This window comes from Pseudomonas delhiensis (assembly GCF_900187975.1).
In the GTDB taxonomy this organism is placed as follows: Bacteria; Pseudomonadota; Gammaproteobacteria; order Pseudomonadales; family Pseudomonadaceae; genus Pseudomonas; species Pseudomonas delhiensis.
Window position 1 is genome coordinate 76,541 of the sequence record NZ_FZPC01000001.1, and the last position, 18,346, is coordinate 94,886.

Genomic DNA, 18,346 nt, shown 5'->3' on the forward strand with positions numbered 1-18,346 from the left:
CCGGCGATGATACCCGCTTCCGCGGTGCGCCCGCGCCGGGCTGGCTATCCTGAAGGAACCCCGGCCGGGAATCAGACCATGCAACGCCTGCTCAACATGCTCCGCGACCTCGCCATCCTGGTGCGCGCCAACCTGTGGATAGTGCCGGTGCTGGCGGCGCTGGTGGCCGCGGTCTTCTACTTCGTCGCGCCGCCGCCGCCGATGACCGCCACCCTCGCCACCGGCGCCGCCGACGGCGGCTACGCGGCCTTCGGCGAAAAGCTGCGGGCCGAACTGGCCGAGCAGGGCTTCGAGCTGAAGCTGGTGCCCAGCGCCGGCTCGCGGCAGAACATGGACCTGCTGCTGGACGAGCGCAGCGGCGTGGACATCGCCCTGGTGCAGAGCGGCCAGGAACGCCAGATCGACGCCGCGCAGCGGCAGCGCCTGCAGACCCTCGGCGCCATGTTCCAGGAACCGCTGTGGCTGTTCCAGCGCCGCGACGTGCACATCGACCGCATCGCCGACCTGCTGCCCCTGCGCGTGGCCCTGGGCACCCGCGGCAGCGGCACCGAGGCGATCACCGCGGCCATCCTGCAGGCCAACGGCATCAGCCAGGAGCAGCACCCGGCGGGCTGGCAGGCCAGCGGCGGCGACAGCGCCGCCGACGCCCTGCTGGCCGGCAGCCTGGACGCCGCCTTCTTCGTCGGCCCGGCGGAGAACCCGCTGATCCAGCGCCTGGCCGCCAGCGAGCAACTGCTGCTGGCCGGCTTCCGCCGCGCCGGCGCCTACGAGGCGCGCCTGCGCTTCCTCAAGCGCCTGGAGGTGGGCGAAGGCCTGCTGAACCTGGCGCACGACGTGCCGCACCGCAACCTGACCACCCTGTCGCCGGTGGCCACCCTGGTGGTCAACGAGCGCTTCCACCCGGCGTTGACGCCGCTGGTCCTCGAGGCCGCGCGCCAGGTGATGCGCCAGGGCAGCCTGCTCGACGCCCCCGGCGCCTTCCCCGCCGCCGAGCCGCGCACCCTGCGCCTGGCCGAGGACGCCGAGCGCTACTACAAGAGCGGCCTGCCGCTGCTGCAGCGCTTCCTGCCGTTCCGCATCGCCTCCCTGGCGGACCGCTACATCATCCTGCTGATCCCCTTCATCGCCATCCTCATCCCGCTGTTCAAGTCCATCGGCCCGCTGTACCGCTGGCGCATCCGCGCGCGCATCTACCGCTGGTACCGCTACCTGCGGGAGATCGACCGGCGCCTGGACGAGCGCACCGGCGTCGCGGAACTCAGCCGCGAGATCGAGCGCCTGGAGCAACTGGAGGCCGAACTGGCGCGGGTGGAGGTGCCGCTGTCGTACTACAACGAGCTGTACGAGCTGCACCTGCACCTGAACTACGTGATCCGCCGCCTGCGCCAGCTGCGCCGCAACCGCCGCGAACGCGACGGCGAGGCGCCGCTGGACAAGGCTGGGTGAGCGTGGCGCGCCGCGCTCGGGTAAACTGGCGGCTTTGCCACCATCGTCCAGAGCCGAGCCCGAGATGCCGATTCGTCACGCCATCGTCCACCTGATCGACAAGAAGCCCGACGGCAACCCCGCCACGCTGCACGCGCGCGACGCCGAACTGGGCGACTCCCAGGCCATCGAGAACCTCATGGCCGACCTCAACGAAAGCTACAACGCCAAGCCGAACAAGGCCTGGGGCCTGTTCCAGGAGGAATCCGGCGCCTACCCGTTCAGCGGCTGGCTGGCCGAGTACCTGGACGGCGGCAAGGATTTCGTCGCCTTCAGCCGCCAGGCCGTGGAGCACCTGAAGAGCCTGATGGAGGAGTCCAACCTCTCCACCGGCGGCCACGTGCTGTTCTGCCACTACCAGCAGGGCATGACCGACTACCTGAGCATCGCCCTGCTGCACCACAGCGAAGGCGTGGCGGTGACCGAGAACCTGGAAGTGGCGCCCTCGCGCCACCTGGACCTCGGCCAGCTGCACATGGCGGCGCGGATCAACTGCTCGGAATGGCGCAACAACAAGGCTTCCAAGCAGTACATCTCATTCATCAAGGGCAAGGGCGGCAAGAAGGTCTCGGACTACTTCCGCGACTTCATCGGCTGCCAGGAAGGCGTCGACGCCCCCAGCGAGACGCGCACCCTGCTCAAGGCCTTCAGCGACTACGTGGAAAGCGAGGACCTGCCCGAAGAGCAGGCCCGCGAGAAGACCGACACCCTGGTCGACTACGCCACCAGCCAGGCCCGCCTGGGCGAGCCGATGGCCCTGGACGCGCTTTCCGAGCTGATGGACGACCAGGCGCCGCGGGCCTTCTACGACTACATCCGCAACAAGGACTACGGCCTGGCCCCGGAAATCCCCGCGGACAAGCGCACCCTCAACCAGTTCCGCCGCTTCACCGGCCGCGCCGAGGGCCTGTCGATCAGCTTCGAGGCGCACCTGCTGGGCAGCAAGGTGGAATACGACGAGGAGCGCGACATGCTGATCATCCGCGGCCTGCCGACGCAGCTGCACGACCAGCTCAAGCGCCGCAAGTAACCGCACCAACCCATACGGCGGATAACCGCGAACGGTTATGCGCCCTACGGATTGCCCTTGCCCCTGCGCGCGAATCGCGGACAGAGTCCTACCCCGCCACCGCTGTCCCACCTGTAGGAGCGCGCCCTGCGCGCGATTCGCGGGCAGGGCCCGCTCCTACGTTACCGGGAAGCATGGTCGTAGGAGCGGACTCCGTCCGCGATGGGCCGGGCCCGTGCGCGGCTCAACGCGCCTCGATGCGGAACCCCACCCGCGGGAAATGCACGTGCACCACCCCGGCGCGCGGGTCCTCGCGGCGCAGGATCAGCTCCTCACTGCCCAGGTGCAGCAATTCCCCTTCCACCGGGTCGACGCCGTAGTCGGTCGCCGCGATGGCCACCCGCTGGCCGGCCTGCAGGCCCTCGGGATCGGCGAAGGGTTCGTCCGGCAGCACCGCCGGCTGGCTGTCGCGGGCCACGGCGATGGCATCCTCGCTGCTCATCTCGCTCGACGCGCCATGGCCGAAGCCGAGCACCCGGCCCAGCCAGGCCTGCACCGCGGGGTAGGCGTCCACCAGCGGCGCGGTCACCGGGGTGGCCTTGACGAACCAGAGCACGTGGGCCACGGCGAAGTCCGCCAGGGACGGCTCGCCGAACAGGAAGTCTCCCTCCTCCCGCGCCAGCTGCTGCTCCAGCCGCGCCATGAACACCGGCCACTGCTGGCGCGCCTGCTCGGCCGGCAGGCGCGCGGCGCTGCCGCCGCTGAACAGCTGGCTGCGGTCGGCGACGAAGGCCTTGAGGAATTCCGGCGGCAGCTTGCCGAAGCGCACGGCGATGGATTCGGGCTGGAACACCAGGCTCACGCCGTGCTGGAACAGCACCGAGTCGGCCCAGGCGGCGAAGGCCGCGACGGTGAACTCCTGGCCTTCGGGGAACAGCGCCGGGGTGGCCTTTTCCTGCTCCAGGCGGCGGGCGATCAGCGCGGTGTCGCAGTAGACGTCGGCGCCCACCTGCAGCACCGGGGTCTTGCGGTAGCCGCCGGTGAGCGCCATCAGGTCCGGCTTGGGCATGATCGGCGGGATCAGCACCGAGCGCCACGACAGCTGCTTGAAGCCCAGCAGCAGGCGGGCCTTCTCGGCGAAGGGGGAAGTCGGGTAGTGGTGCAGGATCAGCTCGGACATGCGGGGCTCCGTTGGCCGGCGTTGAGGGCTTTCCAGCTTACCCCGCCGCGGTGCGCGGTCCTACCCGTTCGAAACTATGGCGGGCTATCCGCCGCGCTGATGGCCAGGGCCGCGCCGGCCAGCACCAGGCGCTCCTTGGCCGGCTTGCCCAGGGCCTTGATCGCGCGCTCGCGGCGCAGCGCCTCGCCCTTGCCGGCGCAGGCCTCGACGTAGACCAGCGCCTGCGCCGGGCTGGAATGGAAGAAGCGCGCGCCGCGCCCGCTGCAGTGCGCCTCGAAGCGCCGCTGCGGGTCGTCGCTGATGCCGCAGTAGAGCGCGCCGTTGGCGGCGCGCACCAGGTAGACGAACCAGGGCTTGGGCTCGGCCAGGCTCATGTCCAGACCCGCTGCTGCATGCGCTCGCAGTAGCCGACCAGCCGCTCGTATTCGCGCGCCATGTGGTTCAGGGGGGTTTCCAGGGTGCTGAGGACCAGGTTGGCGAGTATCCCATAGGCCGCGGCATCGGCGCTGCAGGGCTGGGCGCCGCCGAAGTACGGCAGGTCGCCGAGCATGCCGTCGAGGGCGTCGAGGTCCTGGCGGGCGAAGCTCAGCAGTTCCTCGCGGCTGTGGGCGGTCAGCCCGCGGCCGCGCATCTCGCCGCGGATCTTGCGACGGATCAGCGCCCCCACCAGCGGCCGCACCGGGCCGGGCACGCCGCGCAGCAGCACCGGGGCGACCTGCCGCCAGCCGTCCGCCTCCAGCCAGCGGAAGTACACCAGCAGCGGCGCCAGGTGCTCGTCGCACAGCCGCGTGATCGACACCGCCCAGCCCCGGCCGCGGGCATCGAGGCCGGCGTCCAGGTCCAGGGCGAAGCGCTGCTGCAGGTCGTGGATGATGATCTCGCTGTCGGCGACGGTCTGCCCCTCGACCTTGACGAAGGGCAGCTTGCCCTTGGGCCCCTTGCGCGGGTCCGTCACGTGCTGCACCTGGTATTCCAGCCCGGACAGGCGCAGGAAGGTCTCCAGCTTCAGGCAGAAGGGGCTGACGTTGGGCACATTGAAGGCCGGGGGGAACTGGAACAGGGTGATCATGGCGGGGCTTCCTGCGCGGGCTCGCCTGACATTTAAGCGCATGCCAGGCGCCGCGGCGAGCCCTGTCGGAGTGCTATCAGACATGACAGAGCTTGCGGGATGGCTCCGTAGGGGCGGGCCCTGCCCGCGAATCGCGCGCAGGGCGCGCTCCTACAGGTGGGCTCGGAGGTGGGCGTGCGCCGGGGCGCTCCTACGGTGCGGGCGGGCATGGCCTTTCGTAGGAGCGAGGGGGACGCCTGGTTCTTGCTCGCGAACAGTGGTTACCGGCTCGCTCCTACACGAACACCCGTCCTGCCTCAGCTGAACCACTCCATCGCCGTCCGCCAGACACACACCCCGATGAAATACGCCGAGGCCGCGAACCACAGCCACAGCAGCCAGGTCTGGTCCACCGGCTGCTGGAGGATCAGCAGGGCGCTGCTGAACATCCAGACGAAGGTCACCGCGATGTTCAGCGGCATGAACTGGCGCACCCGGAAGGGGTGCAGGAACTTCATCCGCGTCAGCGTCAGGGCGGCCAGCACCAGCACCGTGACCAGGCTCACCCAGGGGCCGGGGCCGAGGACGAAGAAGTACACCGCCACCACGTTCCAGGCCGCGGGGAAGCCGACGAAGTAGTTGTCCTTGCTCTTCATGTTCACGTTGCAGAAGCAGAACAGCGAGGACACCAGGATGACGCCGACGATGGCCAGCTCGCTGTGCACCGGCAGCGGCACGTAGCGGTAGATGAAGATCGCCGGGATGAACACGTAGGTGAGGTAGTCGATCACCAGGTCCAGGGTGGAGCCGTCGAAGTGCGGCAGCACCGCCTTGACGTCGAACTTGCGCGCCAGGGTGCCGTCCAGGCCGTCCACCAGCAGGGCCACGCCCAGCCACAGCAGGCAGGCCTGCGGGCGGTTGTCGACCAGCGCGAGCAGCGCCAGCAGGGCCAGGATGACGCCGCTGGCCGTCACCGCATGGGCGCTCCAGGCCTTGGCTTTGCTCAGGTTCAACGGGGTGAGGGTCAGGTTCACGGCGCTTCTCTTCTGTCAGGCGGCAGTGCGAGCTACTTCAACGTATAGCCCATCCATGGGTTTCCACAGGGTGCTCCTGGGTATCGGAACACCGATCCGATGGCCGAGTTCAGCCGGCCGGCCTTGGTGGGCGCGGAAAAGGCCAGGATACGCCGAAGCGCACCCGCAGCGCCAAGGGCGCTGACGAGCGTAGGAGGGCTTTGCGACGGCTTTAGGACGCCAGGAATGCGGCGCGGCCCGCGGGGGCCGCGCCGCGCAGGCTCAGTGGATGATCTGGCTGAGGAACAGCTTGGTGCGATCGGACTGCGGGTTGTCGAAGAACTGGTCCGGCGGCGCCTGCTCGACGATCTCGCCCTTGTCCATGAAGATCACCCGGTTCGCCACGGTGCGGGCGAAGCCCATCTCGTGGGTCACGCAGAGCATGGTCATGCCGCTCTGCGCCAGGCCGATCATGGTGTCCAGCACTTCCTTGACCATCTCCGGGTCGAGCGCCGAGGTAGGTTCGTCGAACAGCATGATCTTCGGCTTCATGCACAGCGCGCGGGCGATGGCCACGCGCTGCTGCTGGCCGCCGGAGAGCTGCCCGGGGAACTTGCCGGCCTGCTCGGGGATGCGCACCCGCTCCAGGTAGTGCATGGCCACTTCCTCGGCTTCGCGCTTGGGCATCTTGCGCACCCACATCGGCGCCAGGATGCAGTTCTGCAGCACGGTCAGGTGCGGGAACAGGTTGAAGTGCTGGAACACCATGCCGACCTCGCTGCGGATCGCCTCGATCTGCTTGAGGTCGTTGGTCAGCTCGGTGCCGTCGACGACGATGCTGCCCTGCTGGTGCTCCTCCAGGCGGTTGATGCAGCGGATGGTGGTGGACTTGCCCGAGCCCGACGGCCCGCAGAGGACGATGCGCTCGCCCTGGCGGACGGTGAGGTTGATGTCCTTGAGCACGTGGAACTGGCCGTACCACTTGTTCACGCCCTTCATCTCGATCATCACGTGATCGCCGATGGCCGGGACGGTCTTGTTGCTGGCTTCAGACATGATGACGAACTCCTAACGCTTGTGGCCGGTGTCCAGCTTGCGCTCCAGGTGCATGGAGTAGCGGGACATGCCGAAACAGAAGATCCAGTAGACCAGCGCGGCGAACACGTAGCCCTCGGTGGACATGCCCAGCCAGGCCGGGTCCGCGGTGGCGCGCTTGATGCTGTTGAGGAAGTCGAACAGGCCGATGATGATCACCAGGCTGGTGTCCTTGAACAGCGCGATGAAGGTGTTGACGATGCCGGGGATCACCAGCTTCAGGGCCTGGGGCAGGATCACCAGGCCCATCATCCGCCAGTAGCCCAGGCCCATGGCCGCAGCCGCCTCGTACTGGCCCTTGGGGATGGCCTGCATGCCGCCGCGGACCACCTCGGCGATGTAGGCGGCCTCGAACAGCACCACCATCACCATGGCCCGCAGCAGCTTGTCGAGGTTCATGCCCTCGGGCAGGAACAGCGGCAGCATCACCGAGGACATGAACAGCACGGTGATCAGCGGCACGCCGCGCCAGAACTCGATGGTGGTGACGCACAGGACCTTGATCGCCGGCATCTTCGAACGCCGCCCCAGGGCCAGCAGGATGCCCAGCGGCAGGGCGCCAGCGATGCCCACCGCGGCGATCACCACGGTCAGCATCAGGCCGCCCCACTGGCTGGTGGGCACGTTGTCCAGGCCGAGGAAGCCGCCGTGCAGCAGCCAGTAGGACACCAGCGGCAGCGCCAGCAGGTAGGCCAGGCCGTACTTGAGCTTGTGCTGGAACTGGCGCAGGAACAGCGGCGCGGCGCCGACCACCACCAGCAGCACGTTGAGGTCCACCCGCCAGCGCAGCGCCTCGGGGTAGAAGCCGTACATGTACTGGCCGATGCGGGTGCTGATGAACACCCAGCAGGCGCCCTCGCGGCTGCAGTCGGCGCGGCTCTCGCCGACCCAGTCGGCCTTGAACACGGCCCATTCCAGCAGCGGCGGGACGATCAGCCAGATGACGTAGAGCCCGGCCAGGGTCAGCAGGGTGTTGAGCCAGCTGGAGAACAGATTGGCGCGCAGCCAGCCGATGGCCCCGACGCTGAGCGCCGGCGGCGGCAGATCGGGCTTGAAGGTATGGTTTGCCATGGCTGCCCCCTAGCGTTCGATCAGCGCGATGCGCTTGTTGTACCAGTTCATCAGCAGCGAGATGCTGAGGCTGATGGCCAGGTACACGCTCATGGTGATGGCCATGGTCTCGATGGCCTGGCCGGTCTGGTTGAGCACGGTGCCGGCGAACAGCGAGACCATGTCCGGGTAGCCGATGCCCGCGGCCAGCGAGGAGTTCTTCGCCAGGTTCAGGTACTGGCTGGTCAGCGGCGGCACTATCACCCGCAGCGCCTGCGGGATGATGATCAGCCGCAGCGTCTGCCCCGGGCGCAGGCCCAGGGAGCCGGCGGCCTCGGTCTGGCCGTGGCTGACCGCCTGGATGCCGGCGCGCACCGTCTCGCCGATGAAGGCGGCGGTGTAGATCGACAGCGCCAGGACGATGGACACCAGCTCCGGGATCACCACCCAGCCGCCGCGGAAGTTGAAGCCCTGCAGCACCGGCACGTCCCAGTGCACCGGCACGCCGGCCACCAGGATGGTCAGCGCCGGCAGCACGACCAGCGTGGCCAGGCCCGTGAGGAACACCGGGAAGGTCTTGCCGGTGGCGTGCCGGCGCACCTTGGCCCAGCGCCAGAGCACCGCCCAGGCGACGATGGCCAGGAGGATGGCGATGAGGAACGCCGGCATCGCCTCGGTGGCCACCGGCGCCGGCATCTGCATGCCGCGGTTGTTGAAGAACAGCAGGCCGCCGACGCTGAGGCTCTGCCGCGGCCCGGGCAGTTGCGCGAGCACGGCGAAGTACCAGAAGAAGATCTGCAGCAGCGGCGGGATGTTGCGGAAGGTCTCGATGTACACCGTGGCGATCTTGCGGATCAGCCAGTTCGGCGACAGCCTGGCCACGCCGAGGATGAAGCCGATGATGGTCGCCAGGACGATGCCGATCACGGTCACCAGCAGGGTGTTGAGCAGGCCGACGAAGAACACCCGCCCGTAGGTGTCGGACTCGGTGTAGTCGATCAGGTGCTGGGAGATGCCGAAGCCGGCGCTGTTGTTCAGGAAGCCGAAGCCGGACTGGATGCCGCGGTGGGCGAGGTTGGTCTGGGTGTTGTCGAAGAGGAACCAGCCGAACGCCACCACGGCGACGACGGCGATGATCTGGAAGGCCCAGGCACGCACGGCCGGGTCGCTGAGCGACAGGCCGCGGGGACGCTGGGCTTTGACGGAGTTCTGCATGTAAGCCCTCTCGCAGGCCGCCCACGCGGGCACGGGGCTACGCCCGTGACCGCGCGGGGGACCTCACGTCGTTCGAAACAGCGCCCGCGCCCAGGATCCGGGCGCGGGCCGTGGGAGGTCAGCGCACCGGCGGTGCGTACTGCAGACCACCCTTGTTCCACAGGGCATTGAGGCCGCGCTTGATCTTCAGCTCGCTGCCTTCGCCGACGTTGCGCTCGAAGATCTCGGCGTAGTTGCCGACCTGCTTGACGATCTGCACCGCCCAGTCCTTCGGCAGCTTCAGGTCCTTGCCGTAGTCGCCCTCGGTGCCCAGCAGGCGGTTGATGTCGGGGTTCTTCGAGGACTTGGCCATCTGCTCGACGTTCTTCGAGTCGATCCCCAGCTCCTCGGCGTTGAGCATGGCGAACAGCGTCCAGCGGACGATGTCGAACCATTCCTCGTCACCCTGGCGCACAGCCGGGCCGAGGGGCTCCTTGGAGATCACTTCCGGCAGCACCACGTAGTCGTCCGGCTTGCCCAGCTTGATGCGCTGCGCGTAGAGCTGCGACTGGTCGGAGGTGAGCACGTCGCAACGCCCGGACTCCAGCGACTTGGCGCTCTCGTCGGAGGTGTCGTAGGTGATGGGGGTGTACTTGAGGTTGTTCGAACGGAAGTAGTCGGACAGGTTCAGCTCGGTGGTGGTGCCGGCCTGGATGCACACGGTGGCGCCGTCCAGCTCCTTGGCGCTGCTCACGCCGAGTTTCTTGTTCACCAGGAAGCCCTGGCCGTCGTAGTAGGTCACGCCGGCGAAGTTCAGGCCCATGGCGCTGTCGCGGGAACTGGTCCAGGTGGTGTTGCGCGAGAGCACGTCGATCTCGCCGGACTGCAGCGCGGTGAAGCGCTCCTTGGCGGTCAGCGGGGTGAACTTGACCTTGCTGGCGTCACCGAAGACCGCCGCGGCTATGCCATGGCAGACGTCCACGTCGATGCCCTTGTAGGCGCCCTTGGAGTCGGCATAGGAGAAGCCCGGCAGGCCGTCGCTGATGCCGCACTGCACGAAGCCTTTCTTCTTCACCGCGTCCAGGGTGGCGCCGGCCTGGGCCATGCCGCTGAGCCCGAGAACGCTCAGGGCGGTCAGCACCGCCAGTGTGGATTTCACCATCTTCATCGATCACCTCCAGTTTGCTTTTATTCGTGTTGGAGTCCCGGCCCACTCGCCCTCGTGAGGCGATCGCAAGGTCTGCTCCGGACCTTGCATCGAAGTGGAAACCTTAGGTCAGTCTAGCCGGCTCTGCGGATACGTCCCGCGCCACCGCCCAGGCTGCCCGCTCGCGGATGACGCGAGCCGGACGCATTGCGGGGGCCGCCCTCACCTCGGCGGCCTGCTCAATGGGCTGCCCGCCCCGCCGACGGCACTGGTTTCCGGATGGGGGTCGGATAGAGTGTTACGCCGGCGGGACGGATCGCAGCCTGGTGCCTGAGTTAGCAAGGGCCGTACCAGAATGCGTCCAGCCCCCCGTTTCGGCGAAGGTCAAGTCGATAAGTTATGGCAAAGCGACATCCTTTTCGCAGAATCGCCGATCCTTCTTCCGGTGTGCGCGCCTTTGCGGCGCACATGCCCCATCCTGGAGCCCCCGATGAGCCAACCCCTGCTACTCGAACCCACCCAGCCGGCCGACGCGTGCGTCATTTGGTTGCACGGCCTGGGTGCCGACCGTTACGACTTCGAGCCGGTGGCGCGCATGCTGCAGACGATATTGCCGCGCACCCGCTTCATCCTGCCCCAGGCGCCCACCCGCCCGGTGACGGTGTTCAACGGCATGCCGGTGCCCAGCTGGTACGACATCAAGGCCATGGCGCCGGCCCGGGCCATCGACGAGGCGCAGCTCGAGGCCTCGGCGGACGCGGTGATCGCGCTGATCGAGGAACAACTGGCCCAGGGCATCGCGCAGCAGCGCATCGTCCTGGCCGGCTTCTCCCAGGGCGGCGCGGTGGCGCTGCACACCGGCTACCTGCGCTGGCCGGGCGAGCTGGGCGGGGTGATGGCGCTCTCCACCTACGGCCCGACGTTCGGCGACGACCTGCGGCTGCCGGAGGCGAAGCAACGGCAGCCGGCGCTGTGCCTGCACGGCACCTACGACGACGTGGTGGCGCCCGCCATGGGCCGCGCCGCCTACGACTTCCTCCACGGCCAGGGCGTGGCCGCGCAGTGGCGCGACTACCCCATGGCCCACGAAGTGAGCAACCAGGAGATCGCCGACATCGGCGCCTGGCTGCGCGAGCGCCTGTGACGCCCGCCGGCCGATGCCGGCGCGGCACCTTCCGCCAGGGCCCGGGCACGCGTCCGGGGCCTCTGTGTGATGCGCTCCGGGCGCTTGGAAGGGACCTCGTCCGGGTGGGCCGACCGCTGGTCGGTCCAGCCGGCCAGCGAATTGCCAGTACGCAAAAGTCATTAATACTGAAGTTCCCGAAGGACGAACCAGACTACGGAGAGTCGTCGTGCCCCTCAGCGGAACCTGTCGAAAGCCCCCTCAGCCATGAAGCCGACCCAGTGGCAGCAGGATATCCAGCAGTTGCGCCACCTGCGGCTGTTCCAGAACGTCGCCGGAACCGCCTTGCAGCGGCTGCTCAACGAATTCCGCGCGCTGGAGCTGGAGGCCGGCGAGGTGCTGCTTTCGCCCTTCAACCGCAACCACTTCCTCTACCTGGTGCTCGAAGGCCAGCTCAAGGTCTACCTCGGCTCGCTGGACAATTCCCCGGTATCCACCCTGGGCAGCGGCGACTGCGCCGGGGAAATCAGCTTCATCGACCATGACCACCCGTCGGCCTACGTGGTGGCCACCGAGGCCACCCGCGTGCTGCGCCTGCACCGCGAGGCGCTGCTGAGCCTGTTCGAGCACTCCCCGCAGCTGATGCAGAACCTGCTGGAGATGCTCTGCGCGCGGGTGCGCCAGGGCAACCGGATCATCCTCAACACCGAGCAGAACGCCAACATCGACACCCTCACCGGGCTGTTCAACCGGCGCTGGCTGGAGCACGTCTACGACCGCGAGAGCACCCGCTGCGCATTCAACGAGCAGCCGCTGGCGATGCTCATGCTGGATGTCGACCACTTCAAGGACTACAACGACCGCCACGGCCACCTGGCTGGCGACTACGCCCTGTGCCTGGTGGCCCACACCCTGCGCAGCCAGCTGCGGCCCAAGGACAGCATGGCGCGCTTCGGCGGCGAGGAATTCGTCATCCTGCTGCCGGAGGTGAGCCTGGACGAGGCCCGCGCCATCGGCGAGCGCCTGCGCATGAGCCTGGAGCAGATCGACTCCTTCTATTCCCCGCTGGGCGCCCTGCCCGGCGTCACCGTGTCCCTCGGCGTGGCCGAGATGCACCTGCAGGAGAGCCTGCAGGGCCTGCTGCGGCGCGCCGACGAGGCCCTGTACCGGGCCAAGCAGCACGGCCGCAACCGCCTCTGTGGCTGATCCACGGCAAGCTTTGGCCGGCACCGGCGGCGCACGGATTTCGCCTGGCTGGCAACTTGCTTTACACTGGCGGCCGTTCAATCCTTAACCACTACGAGATCACCGTGCTCAAGGCACTCAAGAAAATCTTCGGCAAGGGCGAGGGCCAAGCGCCCGCCGCAACGCCCACCCCCGCCCCCTCCTCCCCCGCAGCCGCCAGCCAGGACGGCGAACAGCGCCCGCGCAAGCCGCGCGCACCTCGCCCCGAAGGCGAGCGCAACGACAAGCCGCCGCGCCCGCCCAAGGCCGACAAGCCGCGCGGCGAACGCCAGGACAAAAACGAACGCCAGGACCGCGGCGACCGCCCGGACAAGGCCGAGCGCGCCGACAAGCCGCCGCGCGAGAAGGCCGAGAAGACCGAGCGCCCGCGCCGCGAGCGCAAGCCCAAGGCGCCCGTGGTGGACAACTGGAAGCTGGAAGACTTCGTGGTCGAGCCGGCCGAAGGCAAGACGCGCTTCCACGACTTCAACCTCGACCCGCGGCTGATGCACGCCATCCACGACCTCGGCTTCCCCTACTGCACGCCGATCCAGGCGCAGGTGCTGGGCTTCACCCTCAGGGGCCAGGACGCCATCGGCCGCGCCCAGACCGGCACCGGCAAGACCGCCGCGTTCCTCATCTCGATCATCACCCAGCTGCTGCAGACGCCGCCGCCCAAGGAACGCTACATGGGCGAGCCGCGCGCGCTGATCATCGCGCCGACCCGCGAGCTGGTGGTGCAGATCGCCAAGGACGCCGTGGGCCTGGCCAAGTACACCGGCCTGAACGTCATGAGCTTCGTCGGCGGCATGGACTTCGACAAGCAGCTCAAGACCCTCGAGTCGCGCTACTGCGACATCCTCGTGGCCACCCCCGGCCGCCTGCTGGACTTCAACCAGCGCGGCGAGGTGCACCTGGACATGGTCGAGGTGATGGTGCTGGACGAGGCCGACCGCATGCTCGACATGGGCTTCATCCCCCAAGTCCGCCAGATCATCCGCCAGACCCCGTACAAGGGCGAGCGCCAGACCCTGCTGTTCTCCGCCACCTTCACCGACGACGTGATGAACCTGGCCAAGCAGTGGACCGTGGACCCGGCCATCGTCGAGATCGAGCCGGAGAACGTCGCCAGCGACACCGTCGAGCAGCACGTCTACGCCGTGGCCGGCAGCGACAAGTACAAGCTGCTGTACAACCTCATCGCGCAGAACGACTGGACCCGGGTGATGGTCTTCGCCAACCGCAAGGACGAGGTCCGGCGCATCGAGGAACGCCTGACCAAGGACGGCATCAGCGCCGCGCAGATGTCCGGCGACGTGCCGCAGCACAAGCGCATCAAGGTCCTGGAAGGCTTCCGCGAAGGCAAGATCCGCGTACTGGTGGCCACCGACGTGGCCGGCCGCGGCATCCACGTCGAAGCCATCAGCCACGTGATCAACTTCACCCTGCCGGAAGACCCGGACGACTACGTGCACCGCATCGGCCGCACCGGCCGCGCAGGCTCCACCGGCACCTCCATCAGCTTCGCCGGCGAGGACGACGCCTTCGCCCTGCCGCCGATCGAGGAACTGCTGGGCCGCAAGATCACCTGCGAGATGCCGCCCACCGAGCTGCTCAAGCCGGTACCGCGCAAGCACTGAGGCCGGCGCGATGACGAAAGGCGAAGCCGCGAGGCTTCGCCTTTTTCGTTTCCGCCGGCGTTACGCCCGGTGACGCCGGGCGCCCGCGGTGACGCACCCGGGCGGTGCATGGCGCCCCTCGTTTCCTGCCGGGCCCGCCGGGACGACGCCCCCCCTTCGCCCCGCCAACAATGGCACCCGGCCATCGTCCTGCCTGGGCCGCGGGTGCCCGGCTGAGCAGATAAACGAACGACCTGATCGATTTTGTTTACGTTCGTAAATAAATTTGCACGCTTCTTGCAGAATTTTTTACAACGCCCTCCAGACCTTCGGAATCCCGCCCATGCCCTTGCGCGCCAAGCTTGCCCTGAGTTTCCTGCTGATCGGCCTCATCCCGGTGCTGGTCATGGCCATGGTGGTCTACCACCAGGCCAGCCGCGCCCTCGAAGAGCAGAGCCTGAACGCCCTGGAGGCGGTGGCCAGCATCAAGCAGCGGCAGCTGATGGACGCCTGGCAGGCCCGCCACGACCAGCTCAGCAGCCTGGCCGGCAACCTCGGCGCCAACTACGCGGGGCTGGAGAGCGAGGCGCTGGTGACCACCGCCAACTACGACCGCCCGGTGTTCGAGAACTTCACCAGGACCTTCGGCTACCGCGAGCTGCGCCTGGTGGCCAGCGACGGCAGCGTGGTCTTCAGCCTCGGCCGCGGCGCCGACTACCAGCAGGACATGAACGCCCCGCAATGGCGCGACACGCCCTTCGGCCGCTTCGTCCGCGGCGCGCTGGCCAGCGGCAAGGCGAGCATCAGCGACCTGGAGCCGGCCCTGGACGACAAGCAGCCGGTGCAGTGGCTGGCCGCGCCGATCAAGGACCACGACAAGCTGCAGCTGCTGCTGGTGCTGGAACTGCCGCTGAAGGCGATCAACGACGTGATGCAGAGCCGCCAGGGCCTGGGCGAGGCCGGCGAGACCTACCTGGTGGGCGGCGACGGGCGCCTGCGCTCGGATTCGGTGCGCTTCGCCGAGCACCACGTGCGCCGTGCCGGCGACACCCCCGCCGCCCTCCCCGGCCAGGCCAGCGAGAAGGCCCTGGCCGGCGAGCAGGGGCGCCTGACCGAGACCGGCCTGAGCGGCGAGACGGCGCTGAAGTCCTTCGTGCCGCTGAACCTCGACGGCCTGCACTGGGCGCTGGTGGCGGAAATGGACCAGGGCCAGGCCTTCGCCCCGGTGCGCAAGCTGATGTGGCAGATGCTGGTGCTGGGCCTGCTGACCCTCGCCGGCGTGGCCGCCGGCACCTGGCTGGTCAGCCGCAGCGTGATGCGCCCGCTGGGCGGCGAGCCGGCGAGCATGGCGGCCCTGGCCCAGCGCCTGGCCAGCGGCGAACTGCGCCTGGCCGGCGGCAGCGAGGCCGCCAGCGGCCTGATGCAGGCCCTGCACGAGATGGCCGCGGCCTGGCGCCAGGTGGTGGAGCGCCTGCGCCAGGCCAGCGAGGCGGTGGGCGACGCCAGCGGCGACATCCTCGACGCCGCCGGGCGCACCAGCAGCCACCTGGACCAGCAGCAGGAAGCCCTGGAGATGGTGGTCAGCGCCGTCGACCAGATGGCCGCCACCGTCCAGGAAATCGCTGGCAGCGCCAGCCGCAGCGCCGACGGTAGCGCTGCCGCGCGCGAGGCCTTCGTGACCATGCAGGGCACCCTGCAGCGCATGATCGGCCGCCAGGACCAACTGCTCGCCGGCCTGCGCGACGCCGACCGGGTGGTGCAGGCCCTGGCCGGCGACAGCCAGCAGATCAACTCGGTGCTGGAGGTGATCCGCTCCATCGCCGAGCAGACCAACCTGCTGGCCCTCAACGCCGCCATCGAGGCCGCCCGCGCCGGCGACGCCGGCCGCGGCTTCGCCGTGGTGGCGGACGAAGTGCGCAGCCTGGCCCAGCGCACCCGCAGCGCCACCGACGAGATCGTCACCATAGTCGGCGCCCTCGGCGACTCCTCCAGCCAGGCCCAGGCCAGCATGGGCGGCGCCACCGAACAGGCCCATACCCTGGAGCACGACACCCAGGCGGTGCTGGACTCCCTCGGCGCCCTCGACCAGTCCCTGCAGGGCGTGCACGCCATGGCCTTCCAGATCGCCGCGGCGGCCGAGCAGCAGGCCGCCACCACCCAGGAAGTGAACCAGCACATGCACCGCCTGAGCGACATGACCGCGGAAAACCGCAAGACCGCCGCGCACACCCGCGACTGCGGCGAGCACCTGCGCAAGGTGGCTGGGAGCCAGGAGGCGTTGGTGGCGCAGTTTCAGCTCTGAAGGCTTTTGCTCGCGAACGGCACTCACCGGAAATGTCGGCGGGTTGGTTCAGCGCCTTTCCCTCTCCCTAACCCTCTCCCTGAAGGGAGAGGGGACCGTTGGGCAGAACCGGGTATTCTGGAGTTAGCCGGCAGCCTCAGTGATTTCCGGCTGAAACCATTCCTCCTCTCGGCACGGACAAGCCCCCTCTCCCTTCAGGGAGAGGGCTGGGGAGAGGGAGCGGACTCAACCCGAAACACAGCAGCCACCGGCAAGCTCGATCCTACAAGTTGACGCCAAACCTCAGCGCCAGAGCCCTCCATCCTTGCCGCCCCCACACGCAAAACTCCAGAATGGAAAAATCATCCATCCCGGAGCCCCGGCATGCCCATCGCTCTTCCCCCACCCGCTGCCACCCGCCTGACGCGGAGACATCCATGACCGAGGTCGACTTCCTGATCATCGGCGCCGGCATCGCCGGCGCCTCCACCGGCTACTTCCTCGCGCCCCACGGCAAGGTCGCCGTGCTCGAACGCGAATCCCATGCCGGCTACCATTCCACCGGCCGCTCGGCGGCGCTGTACACCGTGGCCTACGGCACGCCCCAGGTGCGCGCGCTGACCGCCGCCAGCCGGGCCTTCTTCGACGCCCCGCCCGAGGGCTTCGCCGAGCACCCCATCCTCACCCCGCGCGGCGAGCTGACCGTGGACTTCGAAGGGGCCCCCGAGGAACTGCGCCGCCAGTTCGACAGCGCCCGCGCCAGCGTGCCGGAGACGCGCCTGCTGGACGCCGACGAGGCCTGCGCCATGGTCCCGGTGCTGCGCCGCGAGAAGGTCCATGGCGCGATGTTCGACCCCACCGCCGCCGACATCGACACCGACGCCCTGCTGCAGGGCTACCTGCGGGGCATTCGCCGCAACGGCGGCAGCGTGCAGTTCGACAGCGAGGTACTCGCCGCGGCCTACGTCGACGGCCAGTGGGAGGTGCGCACGGCCCGGCAGCGCTACCGCGCGCCAGTGCTGGTCAACGCCGCCGGCGCCTGGTGCGACCGCCTGGCGGCACTCGCCGGGGTCGCCCCGCTGGGCCTGCAGCCCAAGCGCCGCGCGGCCTTCCTCTTCGCCCCGCCAGAGGGTGTGGACAGCCACGCCTGGCCGGTGCTGGTGAGCCTGGACGAATCCTTCTACTTCAAGCCCGACGCCGGCCTGCTGCTCGGCTCGCCGGCCAACGCCGACGCGGTGGAGCCCCACGACGTGCAGCCTGAGGAGCTGGACATCGCCCTGGGCATCCACCGCATCGAGGAACACACCACCCTCGCCATCCGCCGCCCCAGCCACACCTGGGCCGGGCTGCGCTCGTTCGTCGCCGACGGCGACCTGGTGTCCGGCTACGACCCGCAGGCGCCCGGCTTCTACTGGGTCACCGGCCAGGGCGGCTACGGCATCCAGACCTCGGCGGCCATGGGCCAGGCCAGCGCCGCGCTGATCCGTGCTGATGAGCTGCCCGAGGTGCTGGTGCGCCATGGGCTGAGTGCGGATGGGCTGGCTCCGGCGCGGCTCAAGCCGAGGTCAAGCGGCGGATAACCGCGAACGGTTATCCGCCCTACGCCACACCAGCCGTGGCATTCCCCTGCGCGCGATTCGCGGGCAGGGCCCGCTCCTACAGGTTGACGCCGAACTTCCCGCCCACGCCGAACGGCCCCCTCTCCCTTCAGGGAGAGGGCTGGGGAGAGGGGACGGAGTCAACCTGACACACAGCCGCCACCGGCAAGCACCATTCGCGAGCAAGCTCGCTCCTGCAGGTTGACGCCAGACTCCCCGCCGACGCCGGGCGGCCCCCTCTCCCTCTGGGAGAGGGCCGGGGTGAGGGAGCGGAGCCAGC

14 protein-coding genes and 2 pseudogenes are annotated in these 18,346 nt (G+C 68.8%); 8 read left to right on the forward strand and 8 right to left on the reverse strand.

Annotation, left to right across the window (positions count from 1 at the left end):
• Positions 1 to 78 precede the first annotated feature (78 nt).
• Both CHC02_RS00365 and yejK read left to right on the forward strand, forming a co-directional pair.
• Positions 79 to 1,446 carry a TAXI family TRAP transporter solute-binding subunit gene (locus CHC02_RS00365; protein WP_089389538.1) on the forward strand — a complete coding sequence of 456 codons (1,368 nt, stop codon included), beginning with the start codon at positions 79 to 81 and terminating at the stop codon, positions 1,444 to 1,446.
• 64 nt (positions 1,447 to 1,510) lie between these two features.
• Positions 1,511 to 2,515, forward strand: coding sequence for a nucleoid-associated protein YejK (yejK, locus tag CHC02_RS00370; RefSeq protein WP_058487353.1), 1,005 nt, complete (start codon positions 1,511 to 1,513; stop codon positions 2,513 to 2,515).
• Between the two features lie 223 nt (positions 2,516 to 2,738).
• Here the strand turns inward: yejK and CHC02_RS00375 are convergent, their stop codons facing one another.
• From CHC02_RS00375 to CHC02_RS00410, 8 genes are all read right to left on the reverse strand, one after another.
• Positions 2,739 to 3,674 carry a glutathione S-transferase family protein gene (locus CHC02_RS00375; RefSeq protein WP_089389539.1) on the reverse strand — a complete coding sequence of 312 codons (936 nt, stop codon included), beginning with the start codon at positions 3,672 to 3,674 and terminating at the stop codon, positions 2,739 to 2,741.
• Positions 3,675 to 3,748: 74 nt separating this feature from the next.
• Entirely contained in the window at positions 3,749 to 4,048 is a 300-nt protein-coding gene (locus CHC02_RS00380; RefSeq protein ID WP_089389540.1) for a GIY-YIG nuclease family protein, read from the reverse strand.
• Complete coding sequence (locus tag CHC02_RS00385) at positions 4,045 to 4,743, reverse strand: glutathione S-transferase family protein (protein WP_089389541.1); 699 nt, start codon at positions 4,741 to 4,743, stop codon at positions 4,045 to 4,047. Before CHC02_RS00385 ends, CHC02_RS00380 begins: the two co-directional genes overlap by 4 nt.
• A gap of 296 nt (positions 4,744 to 5,039) precedes the next feature.
• A complete protein-coding gene (pcsA, locus tag CHC02_RS00390; protein ID WP_089389542.1) occupies positions 5,040 to 5,756 on the reverse strand; it encodes a phosphatidylcholine synthase in 717 nt (238 codons plus the stop codon).
• A 261-nt stretch (positions 5,757 to 6,017) separates the two neighbouring features.
• A complete protein-coding gene (locus CHC02_RS00395) occupies positions 6,018 to 6,791 on the reverse strand; it encodes an amino acid ABC transporter ATP-binding protein (protein WP_089389543.1) in 774 nt (257 codons plus the stop codon).
• A 12-nt stretch (positions 6,792 to 6,803) separates the two neighbouring features.
• Positions 6,804 to 7,901, reverse strand: coding sequence for an amino acid ABC transporter permease (locus tag CHC02_RS00400; protein ID WP_089389544.1), 1,098 nt, complete (start codon positions 7,899 to 7,901; stop codon positions 6,804 to 6,806).
• Positions 7,902 to 7,910: 9 nt separating this feature from the next.
• On the reverse strand, positions 7,911 to 9,095 hold the full coding sequence (locus tag CHC02_RS00405; protein ID WP_089389545.1) for an amino acid ABC transporter permease: 1,185 nt from the start codon (positions 9,093 to 9,095) through the stop codon (positions 7,911 to 7,913).
• Between the two features lie 118 nt (positions 9,096 to 9,213).
• Complete coding sequence (locus CHC02_RS00410; RefSeq protein ID WP_089389546.1) at positions 9,214 to 10,242, reverse strand: amino acid ABC transporter substrate-binding protein; 1,029 nt, start codon at positions 10,240 to 10,242, stop codon at positions 9,214 to 9,216.
• 469 nt (positions 10,243 to 10,711) lie between these two features.
• Here CHC02_RS00410 and CHC02_RS00415 point away from each other — a divergent pair, with 469 nt between their 5' ends.
• From CHC02_RS00415 to CHC02_RS00435, 6 genes and pseudogenes are all read left to right on the forward strand, one after another.
• Complete coding sequence (locus CHC02_RS00415) at positions 10,712 to 11,365, forward strand: alpha/beta hydrolase (protein WP_089389547.1); 654 nt, start codon at positions 10,712 to 10,714, stop codon at positions 11,363 to 11,365.
• A 246-nt stretch (positions 11,366 to 11,611) separates the two neighbouring features.
• A complete protein-coding gene (locus CHC02_RS00420) occupies positions 11,612 to 12,550 on the forward strand; it encodes a GGDEF domain-containing protein (protein ID WP_089389548.1) in 939 nt (312 codons plus the stop codon).
• A 104-nt stretch (positions 12,551 to 12,654) separates the two neighbouring features.
• The gene (gene rhlB / locus CHC02_RS00425; protein WP_089389549.1) at positions 12,655 to 14,208 is read left to right on the forward strand and encodes an ATP-dependent RNA helicase RhlB; all 1,554 of its coding nucleotides are present in this window, start codon (positions 12,655 to 12,657) and stop codon (positions 14,206 to 14,208) included.
• Between the two features lie 391 nt (positions 14,209 to 14,599).
• Positions 14,600 to 15,370: pseudogene (locus tag CHC02_RS30880) on the forward strand (cache domain-containing protein); the annotation flags it as partial.
• Between the two features lie 612 nt (positions 15,371 to 15,982).
• A pseudogene (locus tag CHC02_RS30885) lies at positions 15,983 to 16,489 on the forward strand (methyl-accepting chemotaxis protein); the annotation flags it as partial.
• Between the two features lie 416 nt (positions 16,490 to 16,905).
• Positions 16,906 to 18,048 carry an NAD(P)/FAD-dependent oxidoreductase gene (locus tag CHC02_RS00435; RefSeq protein ID WP_089389551.1) on the forward strand — a complete coding sequence of 381 codons (1,143 nt, stop codon included), beginning with the start codon at positions 16,906 to 16,908 and terminating at the stop codon, positions 18,046 to 18,048.
• Positions 18,049 to 18,346 lie beyond the last annotated feature (298 nt).

What these genes read in the sequence shown, in the direction of transcription:
- CHC02_RS00365 (WP_089389538.1), top strand. Translation starts at nt 79, where the DNA reads ATGCAACGCCTGCTCAACATGCTCCGCGACCTCGCCATCCTGGTGCGC.
- yejK (WP_058487353.1), top strand. Translation starts at nt 1,511, where the DNA reads ATGCCGATTCGTCACGCCATCGTCCACCTGATCGACAAGAAGCCCGAC.
- CHC02_RS00375 (WP_089389539.1), bottom strand. Translation starts at nt 3,674, where the DNA reads ATGTCCGAGCTGATCCTGCACCACTACCCGACTTCCCCCTTCGCCGAG.
- CHC02_RS00380 (WP_089389540.1), bottom strand. Translation starts at nt 4,048, where the DNA reads ATGAGCCTGGCCGAGCCCAAGCCCTGGTTCGTCTACCTGGTGCGCGCC.
- CHC02_RS00385 (WP_089389541.1), bottom strand. Translation starts at nt 4,743, where the DNA reads ATGATCACCCTGTTCCAGTTCCCCCCGGCCTTCAATGTGCCCAACGTC.
- CHC02_RS00395 (WP_089389543.1), bottom strand. Translation starts at nt 6,791, where the DNA reads ATGTCTGAAGCCAGCAACAAGACCGTCCCGGCCATCGGCGATCACGTG.
- CHC02_RS00400 (WP_089389544.1), bottom strand. Translation starts at nt 7,901, where the DNA reads ATGGCAAACCATACCTTCAAGCCCGATCTGCCGCCGCCGGCGCTCAGC.
- CHC02_RS00405 (WP_089389545.1), bottom strand. Translation starts at nt 9,095, where the DNA reads ATGCAGAACTCCGTCAAAGCCCAGCGTCCCCGCGGCCTGTCGCTCAGC.
- CHC02_RS00410 (WP_089389546.1), bottom strand. Translation starts at nt 10,242, where the DNA reads ATGAAGATGGTGAAATCCACACTGGCGGTGCTGACCGCCCTGAGCGTT.
- CHC02_RS00415 (WP_089389547.1), top strand. Translation starts at nt 10,712, where the DNA reads ATGAGCCAACCCCTGCTACTCGAACCCACCCAGCCGGCCGACGCGTGC.
- CHC02_RS00420 (WP_089389548.1), top strand. Translation starts at nt 11,612, where the DNA reads ATGAAGCCGACCCAGTGGCAGCAGGATATCCAGCAGTTGCGCCACCTG.
- CHC02_RS00435 (WP_089389551.1), top strand. Translation starts at nt 16,906, where the DNA reads ATGACCGAGGTCGACTTCCTGATCATCGGCGCCGGCATCGCCGGCGCC.